Genomic DNA, 20491 nt, shown 5'->3' on the forward strand with positions numbered 1-20491 from the left:
TAACCCTCACACGGTACGACGCCCGGCTCGGGAATCAGGCCGGCCGCTCGAGATCGGCAGGTGGGCACCGTCGCGCACCGCGGCCGGGGCGGGCTGCGCCGCGGGCACCGCGCCCCGCCGGGCGCGGTAGACCACGTACGGCCGCCACAGGTACGCCAGCGGCGCCGACCAGACGTGTACCAGCCGGGTGAACGGCCACAGCGCCAGGAACAGGAAGCCACCGATCGCGTGCAGCTGGTAGACCAGGGGCGCCCCGGTCATCAGCTCGGGGTTCGGCTGGAGCCAGAAGATCCCACGGAACCAGACGGCGATCGTCTCCCGGTAGTCGTATCCGCCGCCGAGCAGGTTCGTGCCGACCGTGGCGGTCATGCCGAGCGCCGCCATGGCGGCCAGCGCGGCGTAGAGCACCTTGTCCATGGTGGTGGTGGCCCGGCGGACCCGACCGTTGACGAAGCGCCGCGCAATCAGCAGCGCCAGCCCGGTCACCAGCATCACGCCGGTCAGCGTGCCGCCCCACACCGCGGTGAGGTGGTAGACGTGCTCGCTGACTCCGATCTTCTCCGTCAGCGACGCGGGCACGACCAGACCCATGGCGTGCCCGCCGATGACGCCGAAGGCGCCCAGGTGGAACAGCGGCGAGCCGAGCCGCAGCAGCCGGCTCTCCAGCAGCTGACTGGTGTGGGTGGTCCAGCCGAACTGGTCGTGACGCCAGCGCCATACGTGGCCGGCGACGAAGACCGCGAGACACAGGTACGGCAGGACGATCCAGACGAGCGTGGTCATCGCGAGGCCTCCGATGGAGAGCAGGCGGGGTAGGGGGTGAGCGCGGCGCCGTCCAGGTCCGGGCCGTGGCCGAGGGACTCCAGGCCGACCGTCTCCAGCGGCGGCCCGTCGACGGCGAGTGCCGTGACGGCGGCCAGGTCGGCGTCGGTGAGCTCGGGCAGCACCGCGCAGACGGCGTCCAGCAGGAACCGGTACGGCGTACCGGACTCGGCCAGCGCGGCGCGGAGCAGCTCGATGCCCGTGCGGTGCTGGCGCAGCGGCGCCTCCCCGTCGCCGGGACCCACCGTGGCGGCGAACTCGAGCACCACCGGCAGCAGGTCGGGCAGCTCGCCGTCGGCGAGGCGCAGGCCGTGTGCCCGGTACCGCTGCTTGAGCACCAGCAGCGCCATCCCCCGCTTGCGGGTGTCGCCGTGCAGGTAGTAGGTGAGGTACAGACCGGAGCGCCGGCGCAGGTCGAAGGTCTGCACGTAGTGTCGCTGCGCCTCGATCGGGGTGGCGCCGAGCAGCCAGTCGAGGAACTCCTCGACCTGCTCGCGGACCGTCTCGTCGCCGATCCGGTCGGCCGCCGCGCGCAGCTCGGCGCCCGCGCCCAGCAGTTCCTCATCGGGGTACGTGAGCAGCAGCGAGACCAGCTCGAAGATGCGGGACCGGTCGGTCGCGGCGGTCATGAGTGGCCTCGCAGCGGGTTGATGGTGAGGCCGCGGCGGCCGTCGGCGCGCCGGGAGAAGACTCCGGGCCGGCCGGGCCGTACCTCCTCGCCGTCGACCAGGTGGAAGCTCTGCACGGTGGCTTCCGTGGTCATGCCCGGGCCGCCCGCGCAGTCGAGCGCGCAGTCGGGGTGGGCGGCGGCCTGGGCCTCGAGGGCGGCGGCGTCCTTGGTGTGGGCGACGGGGATGACGTAGCGCTCGTCGTACTTGGCGACGGCCAGCAGCCGGTACATGGCCTCCACCTGGTCGGCGGTCATGCCGATGCCGTCCAGCAGGTCGGTCGCGACCGTGCCGTCCAGGGTGCGGGCCCGCATGTAGGAGCGCATGGCGGCGAGCTTCATCAGGACGCCGGCGACCGCCTCGACGTCGCCGGCCGTGAACAGCTCGGCCAGGTACTCCACCGGGATGCGCAGGTCGCGGATGGTGTGGAAAATGTCGTCGGCGTCGGTGTCGTCCCGGCCGGCCTGCCCCACGGCGTCCAGCACCGGCGACAACGGTGGGACGTACCAGACCATGGGCAGCGTCCGGTACTCCGGGTGCAGCGGCAGCGCCACCTTGTACTCGCTGATCAACCGCCACACCGGGGACCGTTGCGCGGCGTCCAGCCAGTCCTGCGGCATCCCGGCCTCCCGGGCGGCCTGCCGAACGGCGGGGTCGGCCGGGTCGAGGAACACGGCGCGCTGCGCGTCGAGCAGGTCGCGCTCGTCGGCCACCGAGGCGGCGGCGAGCACGGCGTCCTCGTCGTACAGGACGATGCCCAGGTAACGCAGCCGGCCCACGCAGGTCTCCGAGCAGATGGTCGGCTGTCCCGCCTCGATACGCGGGAAGCAGAAGGTGCACTTCTCCGCCTTGCCGGTGGCGTGGTTGACGTACACCTTCTTGTACGGGCAGGCCGACACGCACATCCGCCAGCCCCGGCAGCGGTCCTGGTCGACCAGCACGATGCCGTCCTCCTCGCGCTTGTACATCGCGCCCGAGGGGCAGGCCGACACGCACGCCGGGTTGAGGCAGTGCTCGCAGATGCGCGGCAGGTGGAACATGAAGGTCTTCTCGAACTCGAACTTGACCTTCGCGGCCGCCTCGCTCGGCATGCGGGCGATGTTCGGGTCGCCGCCGGCGTGTTCGTGCGCTCCGCCGAGGCTGTCCTCCCAGTTGGCGCCCCAGGTGACCGCCATCGGCTCACCGGTCAGCGCCGAGTGCGGGCGCTTGACCGGGGTGTCCTTCAGCCCGGCGGGCGCGTTGACCAGGATGTCCTTGTCGAAGGTGGCCGGCTCGTAGTAGTCGTCGATGGAGGGCAGGTCCGGGTTGGCGAACAGGCGGCTGAGCCGCTTGAGCCGGCCGCCGGAGCGCAACTTCAGCCGGCCCTTGTCGTCGAGCTGCCAGCCGCCGTGCCAGCGGTCCTGGTCCTCGTAGTGCTTCGGGTAGCCGATGCCCGGCTTGGTCTCGACGTTGTTGAACCAGACGTACTCGGTGCCTTCGCGGTTCGTCCAGGTCTGTTTGCAGGTGACGGAGCAGGTGTGGCACCCGATGCACTTGTCCAGGTTCATCACCATGGCGACCTGGGCACGGATTCTCATCAGTACTCCACCTCCTGCACGCGACGGCGGATCACGGTGATCTCGTCGCGCTGGCTGCCGATAGGGCCGTAGTAGTTGAAGGCGTAGGTGAGCTGGGCGTGCCCGCCCGCCAGGTGGGTGGGCTTGACCAGCAGCCGGGTCATCGAGTTGTGGTAGCCGCCCCGCCGGCCGCTCTTCTCCGCCTTGGGCACGTTGACCGTGCGCTCCGGCGAGTGGTACTGGAACACCGTGCCCTCGGGCATCCGGTGGCTGACCACGGCCCGGGCCACCACGACGCCGTTGCGGTTGTGCGCCTCGATCCAGTCGTTGTCCCGTACGCCGATCTTGGCGGCGTCCGCCACGCTCATCCAGATCACCGGCCCACCCCGGGACAGTGCCAACATCAGCTCGTTGTCGTGGTACATCGAGTGGATCGACCACTTCGCGTGCGGGGTCAGGAAGCGTACGGTGACCCCGCCGTCGACCAGCTCGCCCGGCTTGCCGAAGTGCCGCGCCATGTTCAGCGGCGGCCGGAAGGCCGGCAGCTGCTCGCCCAGCTCGGCCATCCAGTCGTGTTCGACGAAGAAGTGCTGCCGGCCGGTGATCGTGTGCCAGGGCTTGAGCCGTTCCACGTTGAGGGTGAACGGCGAGTAGCGACGGCCGCCCTTCTCCGAGCCCGACCATTCCGGGCTGGTGAAGACCGGCTGCGGCGCCCGCTGGGTGTCCGGGTACGTGATCCGGTCGTGCTCGTGCCCGGCGATCAGGTCGGCGAACGGCTGGCCGGTCCGCTTCTCCAGGGCGTCGAAGCCGGCCGCCGCCACCCGACCGTTGGTGGTGCCGGAGAGCGCCAGGATCGCCTCGCACATGCGGTCGGCGGTGGCCAGCGACGGCCGGCCGGCGAAGGGCCCGTCGGTGACGACCCCGTTCTGGTGCCGCAGGTACTCCAGCTCGGCGGTGACATCGACGGTGAGCGCCTTGGTGGTGGTGCCGAGCGTGTCGAGCAGCGGGCCGACGGCGCGCATCTTCGCGCCGAGCTGCGTGTAGTCCCGCTCGACCTCGATGAGCTTCGGCATGGTGGCGCCGGGCACCGGCTCGCACTCGCCCGCCTTCCAGTCCCGCACCCGGCCGCTCGGCATGGCCAGCTCGTCGGGGGTGTCGTGCTGCAGCGGCGCGGCCAGCACGTCGCGGCGCACCCCCAGGTGGGTCACGGCCAGCTCGCTGACCTTGTCGGCCAGGGCGAGGAAGGTGTCGTAGTCGGTGTGCACGTCGGCGGGCGGGTCGACTGCCGGGCTGAACGCGTGCACGAACGGGTGCATGTCCGTGGTGGAGATGTCGTGCTTCTCGTACCAGGTGGCGGCGGGCAGGACCACGTCGGCATGCAGGCCCGTGTTGGTCATCCGGAAGTCGATCGCGGTGAGCAGATCGAGCTTGCCCGTCGACGCCTCCTCGCGCCAGGCCACGTCGCGCGGGCGGTGGTCCGGTTCGCACTCGGACGCACTGGCCGACGATTCCACACCGAGCAGGTGCCGCATGAAGTACTCGTTGCCCTTCCCGGACGAGCCCAGCAGGTTGGCCCGCCACAGGGTCAGGCAGCGCGGGAAGTTCGCCGGGTCGTCCGGGTCTTCGGCCACGGCCCGCAGCCGGCCGGCTTTCAGCTCGGCGACGATGTGCTGCTGCACGGTCACCCCGGCCGCCGCCGCCTCGTCGGTCAGATCGAGGGGGTTGCGGTTGAACGCCGGGTGGCCGGGGCTCCAGCCCATTCGCTGGGCGGCCGCGACGGTGTCGGCGAAGGCCATGCCGGCGAACCGGCCGGTGCCCAGCGGTGAGGAGAGTTCGTCGGCCGGGACCGGCTCGTACCGCCACTGGTCGGTGTGCAGGTACCAGTACGGGGTGCTGGCCTGGTGCCGCGTCGGTCGGTGCCAGTCGAACGCGAACGACATGTGCTGCTGGCCGGTGATCGGCCGGGCCTTCTCCTGCCCGACGTAGTGCGCCCAGCCGCCCCCGTTGACACCCTGGCAGCCGGTCAGGGTGACCAGCGAGATGAACGCCCGGTAGGTCATGTCGGAGTGGAACCACTGGTTCGCCCCGGCTCCCAGGACGATCATCGAGCGACCCCGGCTGCGCTCGGCGTTTCGGGCGAACTCCCGGCCGATCCGAGCGGCCAGCACGGCCGGAACGCCGGTGATGCGTTCCTGCCAGGCCGGCGTGTTCGGCGCGTCCGCGTCGTCGTACCCGGTGGGCCACTCGCCCGGCAGGTCACCGCGACGTACCCCGTACTGGGCCATGACCAGGTCGTAGACCGAGGTGACCAGGTGCTCGCCGACGCGCCTGACCGGCACGCCGCGGCGCATGGTGGTCCCGCCCTCGGTGTCGCCGACGTCGAAGCGGGCCAGGTCGATCTCCACCGCTTCGTCGCTGACGTCGAGCAGGCCCAGCGCCGGGACCACGTCGCCGAGGTCGAGGTTCCAGCGACCCTCCCCGGCCTCGCCGTACCGGAAGCCGAGCGACCCGTTCGGGACGACCAGCTCTCCGGTGCGCTCGTCGACCAGCACGGTCTTGTGTGTGCCGTCGGCCTCGCCCAGGTCGGACGCGGTCAGGAACCGGTCCGCGGCCCACGCTCCGCCGGCGGTCTCGCGGAGGGTCACCAGGAAGGGCAGATCGGTGTACCGGCGCACGTAGTCGACGAAGTAGGGCACCGTGCGGTCCCGGAAGAACTCGGTGAGCACGACGTGGCCCATGGCCATAGCCAGCGCGCCGTCGGTGCCCGGGTGCGGTGCCAGCCAGTCGTCGGCGAACTTGACGTTGTCGGCGTAGTCCGGGCTGACCGCGACCACCTTGGTGCCCTTGTAGCGCGCCTCCGCCAGGAAGTGCGCGTCCGGGGTGCGGGTCACCGGAATGTTGGAACCCCACATCATCAGGTACGTGGCGTTCCACCAGTCTCCGGCCTCGGGCACGTCGGTCTGGTCACCCCAGATCTGCGGCGAGGCGATCGGCAGGTCTGCGTACCAGTCGTAGAAGCTCAGCAACGTCCCGCCGAGCAGCGCGTGGTAACGAGTACCGGCGGCGAATGACGCCATCGACATCGCCGGGATCGGTGAGAAGCCCACGACCCGGTCCGGCCCGTACGTCTTGGTGGTGTAGACGTGCGCGGCGGCGACCATCGTGATCACCTCGTCCCAGCTGGCGCGCACGAAACCGCCCCGCCCCCGCTGGGTCTTGTACGCGCGCGCCTTGAGCGGGTGCTCCACGATGTCGGCCCAGGCGGCCACCGGATCGCCCAGGCGCTGCAGCCCGTCGCGGAACATCTCTGCCAGCACCCCGCGGACGTAGGGGTGGCGCACCCGCGAGGGCGAATACTCGTACCAGGAGAAGGACGCGCCCCGGGGACAGCCGCGCGGCTCGTAGTCCGGCGAGTCGGGTCCAGTGGTCGGGTAGTCGGTGGCCTGGTGCTCCCAGGTGATCAGGCCGTCCTTGACGAAAACGTTCCACGAGCACGAGCCCGTGCAGTTGACGCCATGGGTGGAGCGCACCACCCGGTCGTAGCGCCACCGGTCACGGTAGAAACGGTCCCAATCGTTCCCGTCGACCTGATGCAGGGTCCGGCCGTGATCACCTACCGTCTCCCGGGTCAGGAAGCGGCGAGCGGCCAGCAGCGGCGCCGCACCGGGCACCTCGTCCATCGCCGGGATGCGGGAGGCGTCTGGCAGGCGCTGCGTTGACACGGCGGTTGCTCCTTCGGTGACCCGGAACGACGACTCACGCCGTCTGTGACACGCGGATGCGGGCCACTACGACAAGCCTCCGCGATCAAAAACCTCCGGTCGGGAGGACCGGGTCCCGAACCAGGGGGACCAAAGTCCATATTTGGAAGAAGCAGGAGAAGCTGCCTAAGACACGTGTTTAGCATCAATCAGGGGTAAGGAGACAACGACGGCTGTCAGCGCAGAGGACTCGCCGCGAACTCAAAACTCGTCGAGACCAGTGGCGCGATCAGTGACGCGCGGTGCCTGGCTGCGTTCGCAGGGGATAAGCCCGGACGCGCCGTGGACCGAGCCGTCTGACACTGTTGACGGCATGCGAAAGCGGGTTGCGGTTATCGGTGGCGGGATCTCCGGGCTGGCCGCCGCGGTGCGAATCCGCGACCGGGCGCCGCAGGACACTGAGATTGTGGTGTACGAGCAGAGTGACGTGCTCGGCGGCAAGGTGCGCACCGGTGAGCTGGCCGGCGTCACCGTGGAGCGCGGTGCCGAGTCGTTCCTGGTCGGCGCGCCCGACGGTGCGGAGTCCGCGGCGGTACGGTTCGCCCGGCGGCTGGGGCTGGGTGACCAGCTTGTGCACCCATCGGCGGGTCAGGCCGCCCTCGCCATCGGCGGGCGCCTCGAGACCATCCCATCCGGCACGCTGATGGGCATTCCGCGGCAGTCCGATGGCGATGACCGCGATACCGGCGTCCCGTTGCTCGACGCGGACGAGGACGTCACGGTGGGCGCGTTGGTCCGCGCCCGATACGGCGACGACATCGTGGAGCGACAGGTCGACCCGCTGCTGGGCGGCGTATACGCGGGCCGCGCCGACCAGCTCTCGCTCGAGGCGGCCATGCCGGCTCTGGCCGCGGCGGCGCGCACTGAACATACCCTGGCCAGAGCCGTCCGGGCCGCCCAGGCCGGCACCGTGCGGGTGCCCGGGCGACCGGTGTTCGCGACCGTCGAGGGCGGGCTGAGCCGGCTCGTCGGGGCGGCCACGGCGGCGAGCGGCGCCCGGATCAACCTCGGGCTGCCGGTGCGAGAACTGGCGCGTACGGCGCATGGATGGCGCGTCACGCTCGGCCCGGCGGCGGCCCCACAGGTCGACGACGTGGACGCCGTGGTGCTGGCCGTGCCTGCCAAGTCCGCGTCGCGATTGCTGGAGAGCGCCCGGTACGACTCCGGAGCGGCTGCGGTCGGTGATCTCACGTATGCGAGCGTCGCGCTGGTCGCGATGGCGCTGCCGTACGACACCCAACTGCCGGAGCTGTCCGGTTTCCTGGTCCCGGCGGCCCAGGGCACCCTTGTCAAGGCGGCGACGTTCTTCACTCGTAAGTGGACCCACCTGGGCCCTGCTGGTGGGCCGACGATCATTCGGGCCTCGCTCGGCCAGAGCGGCGAGGAGGAGCGGCTGCAGCGCCATGACCGCGCCCTGGCCGCCCAGGCGCATGCCGAGCTGGGGGCCCTCCTCGGTGAGAGTCTTCCGCCACCGATCGCGTCCTGGGTGCAGCGATGGAACGGCGCGCTCCCGCAGTACGCCGTCAGGCATCTCGGACGGATCGCGTCCGCTCGGGCCGGCCTGCCACCCGGTCTCGCCCTCGCGGGTGCGGCGTACGACGGCGTCGGCATTCCGGCCTGCATCGCTAGCGGCGAGGCAGCCGCAGCTGACGTGTGCAGGTACCTGGAAAATCCATGAGTGCAGCGGCGAGCATGATCCGGCCGTCGGCGGCGCGGGGCAGCGCCAGCCCTGCGAGGGCCACCCGCAGCCGGGCGACATCGATTCCGCCGGCGCCCAAGGCGTCATCCAGGGCGCCGTGACCACAGCGGTGCTCGACGGCCAACGACAGGTCGACCAGGCTGGTCACCGGCCCACCCGAGCACAGCAGCGCGTCGGTGAGCTCGAACAACGCGTCCGCCCGACGTGGCAGCCGCCACTCACCAGGCGACAGGTGGTTCGTTGACGAGACGTACGTCAAGGTCAACGGGGTTATGGCGGTACGTGTACCGGGCGATCGACCAGTACGGGCAGGTCATTACCGATGCGCGGGCTGCGAACCGACAAGACAGCGCAAGTGGTCATTGCCGGGCACGCCTTTATACAGAAATGCGCCGCGGACACTACGAACTCGCCGTCGACGCCCCGCCCGCTCTGCGGGTCGCCGCTTCGTTCACCGAACTCGCCCAAGCGATCTGACCACGGATTCGACACCGGTTTGACACGTCCGCCGATCGCACAATGCATCGATTCTGTTCAACGTCGACGAGGCCGAGCTGGGCAACGCCGAGCCCTTCGACGAGCTGCGCGCCCTGGATCGAGGGCAAGGAGTACGTCATGCAGGACGGCGACGTCGTAGAGTTCCGCTTCAACGTCTGAGCACAGACCTCTGCTTCAACGTCTGAGCGCAGCCGGAGCCGGGTGGCTACATCCAGATGTACTCCTCAGCGATGGCGCCGTCGCGCCATTTCGCTACCGTCACCATCCGGCTGCCGTCTTCCAACTCGCCCACCACGCAGGTCCACTCTCCCGACCCGAAACCGATGGGGTGCGACTTGATCTGGACCGGGCTGCCACCGGTGCTCTCGGCGAACGCCTCCATGGCGTCGATGTGCTCCTGGATGCCGTGAGTCTGCGGTTGCCCTTTCATGTCCACGAGCACGTCATCAGTGTGGTGGTGGGCGAACACTCCGTTCCAGTCCGCCGAGTTCCAACCCTTGAAGTCGAGCTCATCCATGCCCCTCAGGTTGCGGGTGACCTGGTCGTCGGTCATGACACAATCCCCTTCCGCGGCCCGGCGGCAGTTCGTCTCTGAGCAAGTCTATGGAGACTTACGGGATCTATCAGGCGAATGCGGTGAGTCGGGCAGTGGTGCGGCTCAGGTGTCACTGAGGGTATGTAGCGTCGCTTCATCGAGCCGACGGAGACGGAGCCGGGAGCATGCGGAGTCTCATCACCCACCTGACAGCTCTGACGCCTGAGCAGCTCAGTGAGCTGATCGCCGCACGACCGGAGGCGCTGCTGCCGCCGGAGCCCGCGACGATGACCGAGTTGGCCGAGCGGCTGAACGCTGCGCCTCTGATCGGCGTCGCGCTGCTCGGACTGAGCCGACCGGAGCTGCAGGTCGCCGAGGCGTTGGCGGCGCTGGGCGATGGATGCAACCGTGCAGAGCTGGCGGCGGCCCTCGGCGTGGCCACCGACAACGCCGACCTGGACGCGGCGCTCGTCCGGCTGGGTGACGTCGCCGTCGCCTGGCCGGACGGTGACCGCCTGCGCACCGTACCGCTGGGGCACGTCTGGCCGTGCCCACTGGGTCTCGGGGCGCCGCTGTCCGCGCTGCTCACCGAGCAACGCGCCGATGACCTGCGCCGGCTCGCCCGGACGCTCGGGGTACCCGCGGGCACGCAGAAAGCCGTCACGGTACGGAACCTGTCCGCCTGGCTGGCCGACGGTGCGAACGTCCGGAAGATCAGCACCACAGCACCCGCGGACACCCAGGAGCTACTCCACCAACTCGCCTGGGAGGGCCCCTACCTCGACGAGCCGACCTACCGCTACGGCCGCCGGACAGGGCCGGCCCAGTGGGCGGTGGAGCACGGACTGATCCACGTCGCCGCCCACTGGGGCGCACCCCTGCAGATGCCCTGCGAGGTCGCGCTGGCGCTGCGCGGACCCGACTACCAGCTCCCGTTCGACCCCGCGCCGCCGTCCGCACCGACCAGGCCGGTCGACGGGGAGTCCGTCGAGCGGGAATCCGCCTCGTCCGCGGCGACCGCGCTCGCCCGGATGGTGAACCTGCTGGAGGAGTGCGGCCGGACACCCGTCGCACCCCTCAAGACCGGCGGGGTTGGCGTACGCGAGCTGCGCCGGCTCGCCAAGGCCATCGGCGACAGCGCCGACCACGTCCGGCTGTGGCTGGAGCTTGCGATGACCACCGGACTGCTGGCACCGACCGAGACGGGCCTGCTACCGACCGAGGAGTACGACACCTGGGGCGATCAGCAGCCGGCGGAGCAGCTGACCGAGCTGCTGGCGGGCTGGCTGTCCAGCGAGGGCGCTCCCCTGCACCAACCGGCCGGTGCGGGGCAGCCGGTGCCCGCCCTGGTCCACACGGCGGACGGCGCGGCGTTGCCCCTGCTGCGGGCCGCGGTGCTCAGGATGGCCGCGGGGCTGCCGGCCGGAGCTGGCGCCGCCGACATGGAGGCCCTCGTCTCGTTGGCCCGGTGGCGCAACCCGATGCTTCTGGACAACCTCGACGATGACACCGGCCTGGTCAACGGCGTGTGGCGGGAGGCCCAACTGCTGGGAGCGGTCGCGCACGGAGCAGTCACTGACCTCGGCCGGGCGCTCGCCGCGGACCAGCCTGAGCAGCTGGCGACCGTGCTGGATCGGCTGCTACCGCCGGCGGAAGAGACCGTCCTGCTGCAGGCCGACCTGACCGCCGTGGTCGTGGGAACCCCGTCGCGGACCCTCACGATGCTGCTGGACGCGGCAGCCGACCGGAAAGCCCGCGGTGGCGCGTCGACGTGGCGCTTCACCCCAGCCTCGGTACGCCGAGCGCTGGACGCGGGCAGCACCGAGGCCGAGCTACTCACCGCCCTACGGGACCGAGCCGCCGGCGCCCGGGTACCACAGCCACTCGCATACCTCATCAGCGACACGGCACGGCGGCACGGCGCGATCCGGGTCAGGCCGGTAGCCTGCTGCCTGCGCAGCGACGACCCGGTGCTCCTGAAGGAGATCCTGCACGCCCGCGCACTGAGCACACTGGGCCTGACGCTGCTCGCACCGACCGTGCTGGCCAGCACCGCCCCCATCGCGGAAACCCTGACCGCGCTCCGCAACGCCGGCTACGCACCCGTCGGAGAAAACACCGACGGCACAGTGGCGGTGGAACGCCCCACCCGGCAGCGAGCCGTACCGCCACCAGCTGCCTCCGATGTGGTCACGGCACCCCTGCTGCTTCCTGGACCACATGGCCCGGGTGCGCTGGACGAGCTGCTCGCGGAGCTGTTCGAGGACGCCGACGAATCCCACCCACTCACCAGTTACCTGGTCCCGACACAGCCCGGTCCGCTGTCCACCAGCGAGCCCGCAGACCTCGCCAGCCGCCTGCTACGCGACGCCGCTGCCCGACGCACTTCGAGGCGGTGAATTCATCGCGAACCCCACCAGCCCGGCAAGGGGCAGCACGCGGGACTGGCTGCACGTGATCCAACTGCCGGCCACGTCCCCCGACCTCAACCCAAAGAACAGGTGTGGTCACACCTCAACCGCGGCATCGACAGCCTCGCCGTCCGCAGCGTCGATCACCTCCAGCCGGACGGCCGCGTCCGGCTCAAGCGCCTCCAGTACCGAACCGACACCTCGGTCCACACCAGCTACAGCCCAGCGGCGTCTGCCCGTCAGGAGCTCGTGAGGATGACAAGTTGCTGGGTCGCTCGGGTCATCGCGACATAGCGGTCGACCGCTCCTTCGATGCCCTCGCCGAACGCCTCTGGGTCGATGAGGACGACCAGGTCGAACTCGAGCCCCTTCGACAGCTCCGGGGCCAGCGACCGGACGCGGGACGTCGCCCGGAATGTGGGATCGCCGATGACGCAGGCGATCCCGTCGGCGTGCGCGGCGAGCCAGGCGTCGAGGATCGAGTCCAGATCAGAAGCAGATCCGTGTACGACGGGGACGTCGCTGCTGCGGATGGAGGTCGGCACGTTGGCGTCCGGGAGCACGGCCCGGATGACCGGCTCGGCTTCCGTCATGACCTCTTCCGGCGTCCGGTAGTTGATGCTCAGGGAGGCCAGGTTGATCCGCTCGAGCCCGATCCGCTCGAGCCGTTCCTGCCACGACTCCGTGAACCCGTGCCTGGCCTGGGCGCGGTCCCCGACGATGGTGAAGCTCCGGGACGGGCAGCGGAGCAACAACATCTGCCACTCTGCGTCGGTCAGTTCCTGAGCCTCGTCCACGACGATGTGCGCGAACGGGCCGGCGAGCCGATCCGGTTCGGTGCCGGGCAGTGCGGTCTCGTCGACCAGGGCGTCCTGGAAGTCCTCGCCACGAAGCATCGTCACCAGGCCTACACCGTATTCGTCGTCGACGGCCTCGATCAGGTCGTCCACGACCCTGGTCATCCGCTCGCGTTCGGCGGCGACAGCGGCGCTGTGTCGACGCTGACGCCGTGACGCCTCGGGGTCGCCGAGCCGTTGCCGTGCCGCGTCCAGGAGCGGCAGGTCGGACACCGTCCAGGCCTGGGCGTCTCTGCGTTGCAGTCGCCGGACGTCGTCAGTGCTGAGCCAGGGAGCGCACTTACGCAGGTACGCGGGCACCGACCACAGGTCTCCGACGAGGTCGGCCGCTTCGAGCAGCGGCCACGCGCGGTTGAACGCCGTGAGCAGCTCCCTGTTCCGCAGCAGCGATCGGCGCAGCAGGTCATCCGGTTCGTCGCCGTCGTACTTGTCCATCAGGATCGTGAGCAGCTCCTCCCAGATCTGGTCACGCGCCTCGTTGTGCGGGGTACCTGGTCCCGCTGCCTGGAACGCGTCAGCCCAGTCGTCGGCGCTCAGCCGAATGTCGGACTCGTGGGTCGTGACCGTCATCCCCTTGGTGGGCGCCTCCTCGTAGAACCTGACGGCCGCCTCGATCGCCTTCACCAGGCCGGCGGACGACTTCAGGCGGGCCACGTCCGGGTCTGCCTCGATGGTCGCCGAAGCTCCCTCGGCGACGAGATCCCGCAGGGTGCAGGTCTGCACGCCCTCCTCGCCGAGGCTGGGTAGGACGTCGGCGACGTACGCCAGGTAGGGCTGGTGCGGACCGACGAACAGCACGCCGCCCCGGCGGTGACCGAGGCGAGGGTCGGAGTAGAGGAGGTAAGCGGTGCGGTGCAGAGCGACGACGGTCTTCCCAGTACCCGGACCGCCGTCGACGACGAGAGCGCCGCGGGATCCCGCCCGGATGATGGCGTCCTGGTCGGCCTGGATGGTGCCGAGCACGTCTCGCATCCGCGTCGACCGGTTGCTGCCCAGGCTGGCGATGAAGGCGGACTGGTCGTCGAGCGCGGCGTGCCCTTCAAACCCGTCCGAGGTGAACACCTCGTCCCAGTAGTCGCTGATCCGGCCACGGGTCCAGCGGTACCTGCGGCGGCTCGCCAGACCCATCGGGTTGGCGTGGGTAGCGCCGAAGAACGGCTCAGCCGCAGGGGAGCGCCAGTCGAGCAGCAGCCGACGACCCGTGGTGCCCGTGAGGCCGAGCCGTCCGATGTACACGGGCTCGGGGTTGTCCGCGCTGACGATGTGGCCGAGGCACAGGTCCAGGCCGAAGCGACGCAGGGTGCGCAGGCGAGCGGTCAGCCGGTGGGCCTCCAGGTCCCGGTCCATCGCCGCCTGGCCGGTGCCGCCAGCCGCCTTGCGCGCGGCATCGAGGCGGCCGGACAGGTCGGAGATCGTCCGTTCGAGGCTCTCCGCGATGGCCGCGAAGTGCTGCTCGTCGCGGGCGATCAGTCTCGGGTCGGCCTTGGGCGAGAGGTGGTCGGGAAGATCAAACGCGCTGGTAGTCAGCGGGTTCACGTCATCAGCTCCGATCTGAGGTCGCTTGCAATTGGAGACGAGTGCGCGGCGGCCCTGCGCGCGGATCGCCTCGATGGCCACCCGGGCGAGGTCTTTCGAGGCGCGCATGCGAATGCTGCCGAAGCCCACGTGTAGCGGTGGTGGGTACGCCCCGCGCGGCGCCCTGACCCGTGGCCGACGGGCCAGGCGCCCCGCGACTCAGTGCGGTGCCGCCGCCGCTTCCCGGCGCCGAACAGCGCGTTCACGCTCTGGGCGGGCAGGTCCCACAGCACCCGGTTGTCGGTCACGTCCGGCGGGACTGGCCGGCCCGGCAGCGGGTGCGGCGGGTGGTGCGGCGACGGCAGCATGACCACGACCGGCACGTCGCCAACCGGCCCAGGCACGACAGCATGGCGCCGGCCTCCGCAGGCCCGCTCCACCGCGTGTGCTACGCGGCCATCCCCACCCGCTCAGGCCTGTGTGGCCCTGTCCTAGCGAGATTTCACACCGTACGGCTCGCTCGCGGCCCGTCCAGCCCCCACGAGACGATCTTGGTAGGGGTGATCCTGATGATCTCCCGAGAGAGGTACGGCAGGGGCGGCTCGTGGTCCGTCAGCGCCACCGCCGTGCCCCGGATCTCGATGCCTCGGGGCGCCCACGGATCGACCGTCGCCAGGTCGTCCACGACGAACGCGACCGTGCTGCCCTGTTGGACGTTCCGGAACTTCTTCGACGAGCCCAGCGCGTGCCCGCCGATGACGATCGCGCCAGTGCCGGCATCGACGAAGAAGTTGGTCGGGTTGTTCTGCACCTGCCCGTCAGGCGAGACGGTGGCCAGCCGCCCGATGCGCTGCGTGGCCAGGTAGTCGAGTTCTGCTTGGGTGAAGACCACGCCTGTCAGCATGAAGCCCCGTCTCCGCGCGACCCGATCGTCGACAACAACACACGCACGTCGCGCCTCCCAGTTCCGTAGATTCTGGCCTCGGCCGACGATTCTGCGGCACGACCCGGGTCTTGCCGCAAGCCCCCCGGTGCGGTATACGTTGAAGGTGGCAAGGAGTGGGTACTTTCCTCTCCCCTGATCGTCCGCTGGACGGACAACCTCCCCGCGAACCGGCGACGCGCCGCGTACGGCTACCGTCGGCCCAGGAGGATCTCCCATGGGCCTACCGATGCAGCCGAGGAACGAGAAGCACGACACCGAGCACGCCGGCGACGACACCACCAAAGCAGTTCTGCGGGGCGCCTCATCCCCGTCGGGATAGGGCTGCCGACGCGTACCTGGTTGCCGTCTGGGTCGGTCGGGGTGAACTCGCGCAGCCCGTGTTCCCGGTCGCTGATGTCGCCGACGTCCAAGACGCCGTGTCGAGTCACTCTCCGTAGATGCTGGTCACGATCACTACGGACTGAATCGGATCAGCATCTGTGCTGGCTGCAGCGACGCCGTGGCTAGCCCGCCCAGCCCAGCGGCCAGCACGCTGGCCACCCTGTCGGCCCCACGACGGGCGTCAGCACGGCCTGCACGACTCCGCCACCCAGGAAGACGACATCCGGCGCGAGGATGTCCAGCAGGTGTTGCAGATCGCCGTCGAACGGCACGATCCGCGTGAGTTCACCGAGATGACCCGGCGCGAAGGCGCCCTTCGCCACCGTGATCACCCGTGTGATGCCAGATGCTCCGGCAGCGGGACTCCCCCGTAGATGGCTGGTCTTGGTCGACAAGCCGTTCTACCGGAGTCCCGCTGCCTCGTTACCGGCACCCTCCACCATGCTCAGGGCCGCTCATTGTCTCCAATTTCGAGGAGCGCCTCGCCGAGGAACTCCCGTTTGGTGACTGATCACATGCCCGGCTTGTAGCTCCGCTCGATATGGCCCTTGAGGTCATCGGGATAGAAATAGACGGGCCGGAGGTTGCCGCTCGCGTAGCGTTCGGCCTGGTCGTTGAAGTGCGGCGAATCGGGATGCCCGCTCGCGCCCCCCGCCGTTACCGCCCAGGCGCGCAGCCTCGGCCCAAACTCCACGACCGCCACGAAGCTGTTGCCGCTGGTGCCGTAGTAGCGCTTCGTTCCCGGCCAGCGCCTCGCCCCGAATGAGGCGAGGGAGCCCCATTGCGCGGAGGTGAAGGGCACCGGGATGCTCGGCTTGGCGTCGTCGAACGTCTGGACGATCGCGCCGTCGTTGCGCTGAAAGCGGTTGATCTCGCCCCAGGGCACTTGCCAGCTGCCGAAATCCTGCGTCAGCCGCTCCGCCGCCGCATCGAGCGCGACGAGCCGCTGCGCGTCGGTGGCGCGCTCGGCCAGGTAATCCCACATCGACATGCCCGCATCTCTCGCCGCCTGGGCCAAGGGCGCCCAGAGCGCCTCGCCCCAGAACACGGCCAACGAAGTCGCGGTTGATTGCGCGCCCCAGCGATAGTCCCAGTCGCGCAGCAGGCCGATCGGGCCGCCGAGCTTCGCCTTTTGCTGGTCGCCCTCGGGCAGCTTGTCCCACGCCGCGAGAAGTCCCGGCACGAGCCGGGCGAAGGCGGTGAGGTACGGATCGAAGGCGGCTGCGATCAGCGTCTGCGGGGTGAAGTCGCTCCGCGCGGTCAGCACCCGGATTGCCTGTGGCCCCCGCGGGTTCTCGCCGGCCCGGTCGAAGTAGCGCGGATGATCCGCGGCCTTGGGGCTGTCCGCGCCGGCTGCGGTCCAGGGCCAGTTGTTCGTGTTGAACGCCCAGCCATTCTTCGGATTCACCGCCTGTGGCAGGCTCTTGAGGCTGTGCAGCCCGCGCCAGTCGGTCGCCGGATCGCTGCCGTCGACGGGCTTGAGATAGTCGAAGCGATCGTCTCGGACCGGCATGAACTGCGGCATCAGGAAGGCGATCTCGCCCTTCGAGTCCGCGAAGAGCGTGTTGTTCGAGCTGTTGGCCTTGAGGCCCGCCACCTGGAGGAAGTCCGCATAATCCCGCGTCTTGGTGCGCAGGAAGCTCTGTTGCAGCGCCTCGACGGGCTTGTTCATCAGCGCGAACGCAAACCACTTGCCGTCCGCCTCGCGCACGATCGGGCCGTGGTGCGTGGCGAAGGTGGTGAAGCTGCGCTGCGCCCGCCCGCCATGCGCCGTGCGATAGGACAACGTAATCGTCTTCGTCGTCACCGGCCGCAACTCGTTGCCGTACCGGTAGGCGCTGCTGCCGTCCGCCCCGCTCACGATCGTCTCGGCGAACTCATCGACGTTGTCGACGCCGCTGGACGTGTGCATCCAGCCCGTGTTGGCGTTGAAGCCCTGGTAGATGAAGAACTGCCCCCAGGTGGCGGCGCCATAGGCGTTGAGCCCTTCGCCGCTCGTCACGTGCTGCTCAGAGCGGAAGAAGAAGCTGGTGTGCGGGTTGATCAGCAGCAGCGCATGGCCGTCCCGTGTGTGGCTCGGCGCGATCGCCATGCCGTTCGAGCCCCTGGGCTCGCGGAACAGCAGCCCGCGTTCCTCATCGGTCATCGCCACCGTACGCTTGCTGTAGAAGGCTTCGAGCTGGGTGAGCGGCACCCGCTCGATGTCACCGCCGATGCTCCCTTCGGAGAAGCTCAGCGGCATCCACGGCTCGAACCGATTGATCACGCGTGGATGCACGTCGGGGTGTGTCGCGAGGTAGTAGTTCAGCCCGTCCGCCCAGGCCTGCATCAGCTCCCGTAACCAGGCCGGGCACTTCGCATAGTCCGCCTTCAGCACCTCGGGGTCGACGAACAACCGCTGGCGCAGGTCCTGCCAGATCGCACTCTCGCCCTCGGCCTCGGCGAGACGGCCAAGGCTCACCAGATAGTTGCGTTCGATCCGGTTGAAGTCATCCTCGGCCTGGGAGTACATCATCCCGAACACCGCATCGGCGTCGGTCTTGCCCACCACGTGCGGGACGCCCCAGTCATCGCGGGTGATCGTCACGTGCGCAGCCTGCCTACGCCAGCGGGCGAGGTCGGGCGCGTTCTTCGCGGGAGCGGCGGACGCGCCGCCGGATGGCAGCCCCGCCGCGACGGCCGCGGCTCCAGCGGCCAGTCCGGCTGCTCCGCCCAGGATGTCGCGCCGGCTCAGCCCTTCATTCTGCGTGTGGTTCATGAGTTGGTCCACCTTTCCTCCAGAGTCAAGGGATCGTGCGGGGTTTACGCGGTTCGCTGTCCGACACGAGAAGCGGGCGGGCGCCGTCGGCACCCGCCCGCTTTCGCGTGGCAGTGTCAGTTGAGCAGGAACGTCTGGGTCTGCGGGTTGAGCATCGGCAGCTTCTTGGCGCCAGCCGTCTCGCGTCCGCTGAACCGGATCACGTCCACGCCCCGGGAGATGTCGTTGGCGATGATCAGGCCGTTGTACCAGTAGGTGGACCACTGGTTGGACTGCATGTCGTAGTAGCCGATCTCCTTCGGGTTGGTCGGGTCGGTCAGGTCGACCACCGAGGTCCCGGAGCCGTAGGCGGAGGAGACCAGGATGTTTCGGCCGGCCACCGGCACGTAGTTGAAGTTGTGGTAGGTGTTCGGCTCGGCGCGGGGAATGCGCAGGTGGCTCAGCGGGGTGCTCGGGTTGTCGACCGCGTACGTCCAGAGCGCCCCGAACGGCTCCTGCGCGGGCCCGAAGTACTCGTCGCCGAAGGTGACGTACTTTCCGTCGTGGGTGAACGCCGCGCTGTGCCAGATGTCCACGTCCGGCGTGTCGATGTTGGCGGTCACCCGGGGTGCCAGCGGGTTGCTGATGTCCCAGAGCTGGCCCTGGGACAGGCAGGCTGCGGCGGCGAGCTTGCGCGGGGTGAGCACCTGGATGTCGTGGCAGGCGAAGAAGTCACCGGACGCGCCGGAGAAGAGGTCGATCCCCTTGATGGTGGGCTCGGCGACGACCTTCGCGGCGAGGCCGGCGGCGGCGTCGCCACCGGGTACGTCGATCACCGAGATCCGCTCGAACGGGGCTTGGCAGTCGGGTCCGATGTTGCTGGCGCTCAGCGGGTACGACGCGACGTAGATGTAGGTGCCGCCGTCCTCGCGCGGCACGAGGGTGTGGGTGTGCGAGCCGCAGTCGGTCCGGATCGCCTGGAGGAACTGCGGCGCGCGCGGGTCGCTGATGTCGAAGACCCGTACGCCCTCCCAGGCGCCCGGGGTGGACGCGGTGACGTTGCGGGATCCCTCGCAGCCCGGCGTGCTCTGCGGGGTGTCCACGGACAGGAACAGCAGGTCACCCCAGACGGACACATCGCCCTGGGGCCCGTTGCAGTGCACGTCGGCCAGCTCGACCGGCGCGCCCGGCTCGGCGATGTCAATGATCCGGAAGCCGCCGTAGTGGCCGGCGAAGACGAGATTCCCGGAGAAGGCGAGGTCCGAGTTCACCCCGCCGGTGTGCTCGTCGGTCGAGAGCAGGTGCATGTTCTTGCTGTAGCCGTCGGCCGGACTGCTCGGCGGGGGCGGCGGAACGGAACCGTCATCCCACGGCTCGTGTGCGCTGGCCGGAGATGCCACCACGGCGAGCAGGGTCGCCGCGCCCGCGACGGCAAGTGATCGGATTCGGGAAGGTCTACGCACGGCGCCCCCTCACGTCGGACGTGCCGCCACAGGGGGCGATCACGATAGTGGGTGCCACCCTGCCAAAAACCTTCAGCTGTCGCTAGCCCTCGGGCGAAAAGAAACCTGCCCCGGGCTGGCGACGCCCGAGCATGCCGCCGGCCGCAGAAGATGGCGTGCAGCCGGGTTGCGGTCGCGGCGATGTGGTGGCGCCAGCCGGCCTGGACGAGTAGATCAGTGATCTGCTCGACGGTCAGGGCAGCGGCGGTAGCAGGTCCACAGCACCGCCACGAACACCCCGCCGAGGAACACGAACATCTCCACGATGGCCGTGGCCCCCAGCTCGGCGACGACCACCGACCACGGGTACATGAAGAGCTGTTTCCGTGTGACGGCGTACAGACGCAGACGAGGCTTGGCGTGCGGCGGTGAACACCGTGCGTCTGCCCCGGCGGCTGCTGCTCGCCGCAGCGGGCTCGGCTGCCGTGGCGACGCTGACCGGCTGTGAATCCACCGATGCCGCATCGCCGGGTTCCCGCCCGACGACGCCTGCAAGAAGCCCCGGACGGCAGCCTTCAGCGGGGTCGGGAGACGACTCTGCGCTGCGGCGAAAGGTCGCCAGCCTGCTCGTCGTCGGATTCCGCGGCGAGCGGGTGAACGGTA

General features: G+C 69.7%; 12 protein-coding genes and 3 pseudogenes. 3 read left to right on the forward strand and 12 right to left on the reverse strand.

The annotated features are described in order from the left end of the window. Positions 1 to 6: 6 nt before the first annotated feature. The 4 genes from narI to ABZ807_RS26235 are packed head-to-tail and all read right to left on the reverse strand — an operon-like array spanning position 7 to position 6726. Positions 7 to 783, reverse strand: a complete 777-nt coding sequence (narI, locus tag ABZ807_RS26220; protein WP_357163220.1) for a respiratory nitrate reductase subunit gamma — start codon at positions 781 to 783, stop codon at positions 7 to 9. Beyond that, positions 780 to 1451: a nitrate reductase molybdenum cofactor assembly chaperone gene (narJ, locus tag ABZ807_RS26225; RefSeq protein ID WP_357163223.1), complete on the reverse strand. Its 672-nt coding sequence runs from the start codon at positions 1449 to 1451 to the stop codon at positions 780 to 782. Before narJ ends, narI begins: the two co-directional genes overlap by 4 nt. Next, positions 1448 to 3067: a nitrate reductase subunit beta gene (gene narH, locus ABZ807_RS26230; RefSeq protein ID WP_357163226.1), complete on the reverse strand. Its 1620-nt coding sequence runs from the start codon at positions 3065 to 3067 to the stop codon at positions 1448 to 1450. Before narH ends, narJ begins: the two co-directional genes overlap by 4 nt. Continuing rightward, positions 3067 to 6726, reverse strand: a complete 3660-nt coding sequence (locus ABZ807_RS26235) for a nitrate reductase subunit alpha (RefSeq protein ID WP_357163294.1) — start codon at positions 6724 to 6726, stop codon at positions 3067 to 3069. The genes narH and ABZ807_RS26235 overlap by 1 nt, the downstream gene beginning before the upstream one ends. Positions 6727 to 7120: 394 nt before the next feature. Between ABZ807_RS26235 and hemG the strand changes: the two genes are divergently transcribed. Next, a complete protein-coding gene (gene hemG, locus ABZ807_RS26240; RefSeq protein ID WP_357163229.1) occupies positions 7121 to 8485 on the forward strand; it encodes a protoporphyrinogen oxidase in 1365 nt (454 codons plus the stop codon). Positions 8486 to 8492: 7 nt separating this feature from the next. On the opposite strand, the pseudogene ABZ807_RS26245 reads toward hemG, so the two are convergent. Further along, positions 8493 to 8708 (reverse strand): annotated as a pseudogene (locus ABZ807_RS26245) (transposase); the annotation flags it as partial. A 10-nt stretch (positions 8709 to 8718) separates the two neighbouring features. On the opposite strand from ABZ807_RS26245, the pseudogene ABZ807_RS26250 reads away from it, so the two are divergent. Next, positions 8719 to 8983, forward strand: a pseudogene (locus tag ABZ807_RS26250) (DDE-type integrase/transposase/recombinase); the annotation flags it as partial. Positions 8984 to 9209: 226 nt separating this feature from the next. On the opposite strand, the gene ABZ807_RS26255 reads toward ABZ807_RS26250, so the two are convergent. After that, entirely contained in the window at positions 9210 to 9557 is a 348-nt protein-coding gene (locus ABZ807_RS26255; RefSeq protein WP_357163232.1) for a hypothetical protein, read from the reverse strand. A gap of 167 nt (positions 9558 to 9724) precedes the next feature. On the opposite strand from ABZ807_RS26255, the gene ABZ807_RS26260 reads away from it, so the two are divergent. Beyond that, entirely contained in the window at positions 9725 to 11938 is a 2214-nt protein-coding gene (locus tag ABZ807_RS26260) for a helicase-associated domain-containing protein (protein ID WP_357163235.1), read from the forward strand. Positions 11939 to 12189: 251 nt separating this feature from the next. Here ABZ807_RS26260 and helR read toward each other — a convergent pair whose 3' ends face one another. The 6 genes and pseudogenes from helR to ABZ807_RS26290 all read right to left on the reverse strand — a co-directional run. Further along, positions 12190 to 14451: an RNA polymerase recycling motor ATPase HelR gene (gene helR / locus ABZ807_RS26265; RefSeq protein WP_357163238.1), complete on the reverse strand. Its 2262-nt coding sequence runs from the start codon at positions 14449 to 14451 to the stop codon at positions 12190 to 12192. A 373-nt stretch (positions 14452 to 14824) separates the two neighbouring features. Then, entirely contained in the window at positions 14825 to 15226 is a 402-nt protein-coding gene (locus tag ABZ807_RS26270) for a PPOX class F420-dependent oxidoreductase (RefSeq protein WP_357163240.1), read from the reverse strand. 545 nt (positions 15227 to 15771) lie between these two features. Beyond that, positions 15772 to 15981 (reverse strand): hypothetical protein, encoded by a 210-nt coding sequence (locus ABZ807_RS26275; RefSeq protein WP_357163243.1) that lies wholly within the window; start codon positions 15979 to 15981, stop codon positions 15772 to 15774. A 179-nt stretch (positions 15982 to 16160) separates the two neighbouring features. Beyond that, positions 16161 to 18407 (reverse strand): penicillin acylase family protein, encoded by a 2247-nt coding sequence (locus tag ABZ807_RS26280; RefSeq protein ID WP_357163246.1) that lies wholly within the window; start codon positions 18405 to 18407, stop codon positions 16161 to 16163. Positions 18408 to 18523: 116 nt separating this feature from the next. Beyond that, complete coding sequence (locus tag ABZ807_RS26285) at positions 18524 to 19849, reverse strand: hypothetical protein (RefSeq protein ID WP_357163249.1); 1326 nt, start codon at positions 19847 to 19849, stop codon at positions 18524 to 18526. A gap of 213 nt (positions 19850 to 20062) precedes the next feature. Continuing rightward, a pseudogene (locus tag ABZ807_RS26290) lies at positions 20063 to 20212 on the reverse strand (NADH-quinone oxidoreductase subunit A); the annotation flags it as partial. Positions 20213 to 20491: the final 279 nt, after the last annotated feature.

Origin of the sequence: Micromonospora sp. NPDC047548, assembly GCF_040642975.1 — a bacterium.
GTDB lineage: Bacteria > Actinomycetota > Actinomycetes > Mycobacteriales > Micromonosporaceae > Micromonospora.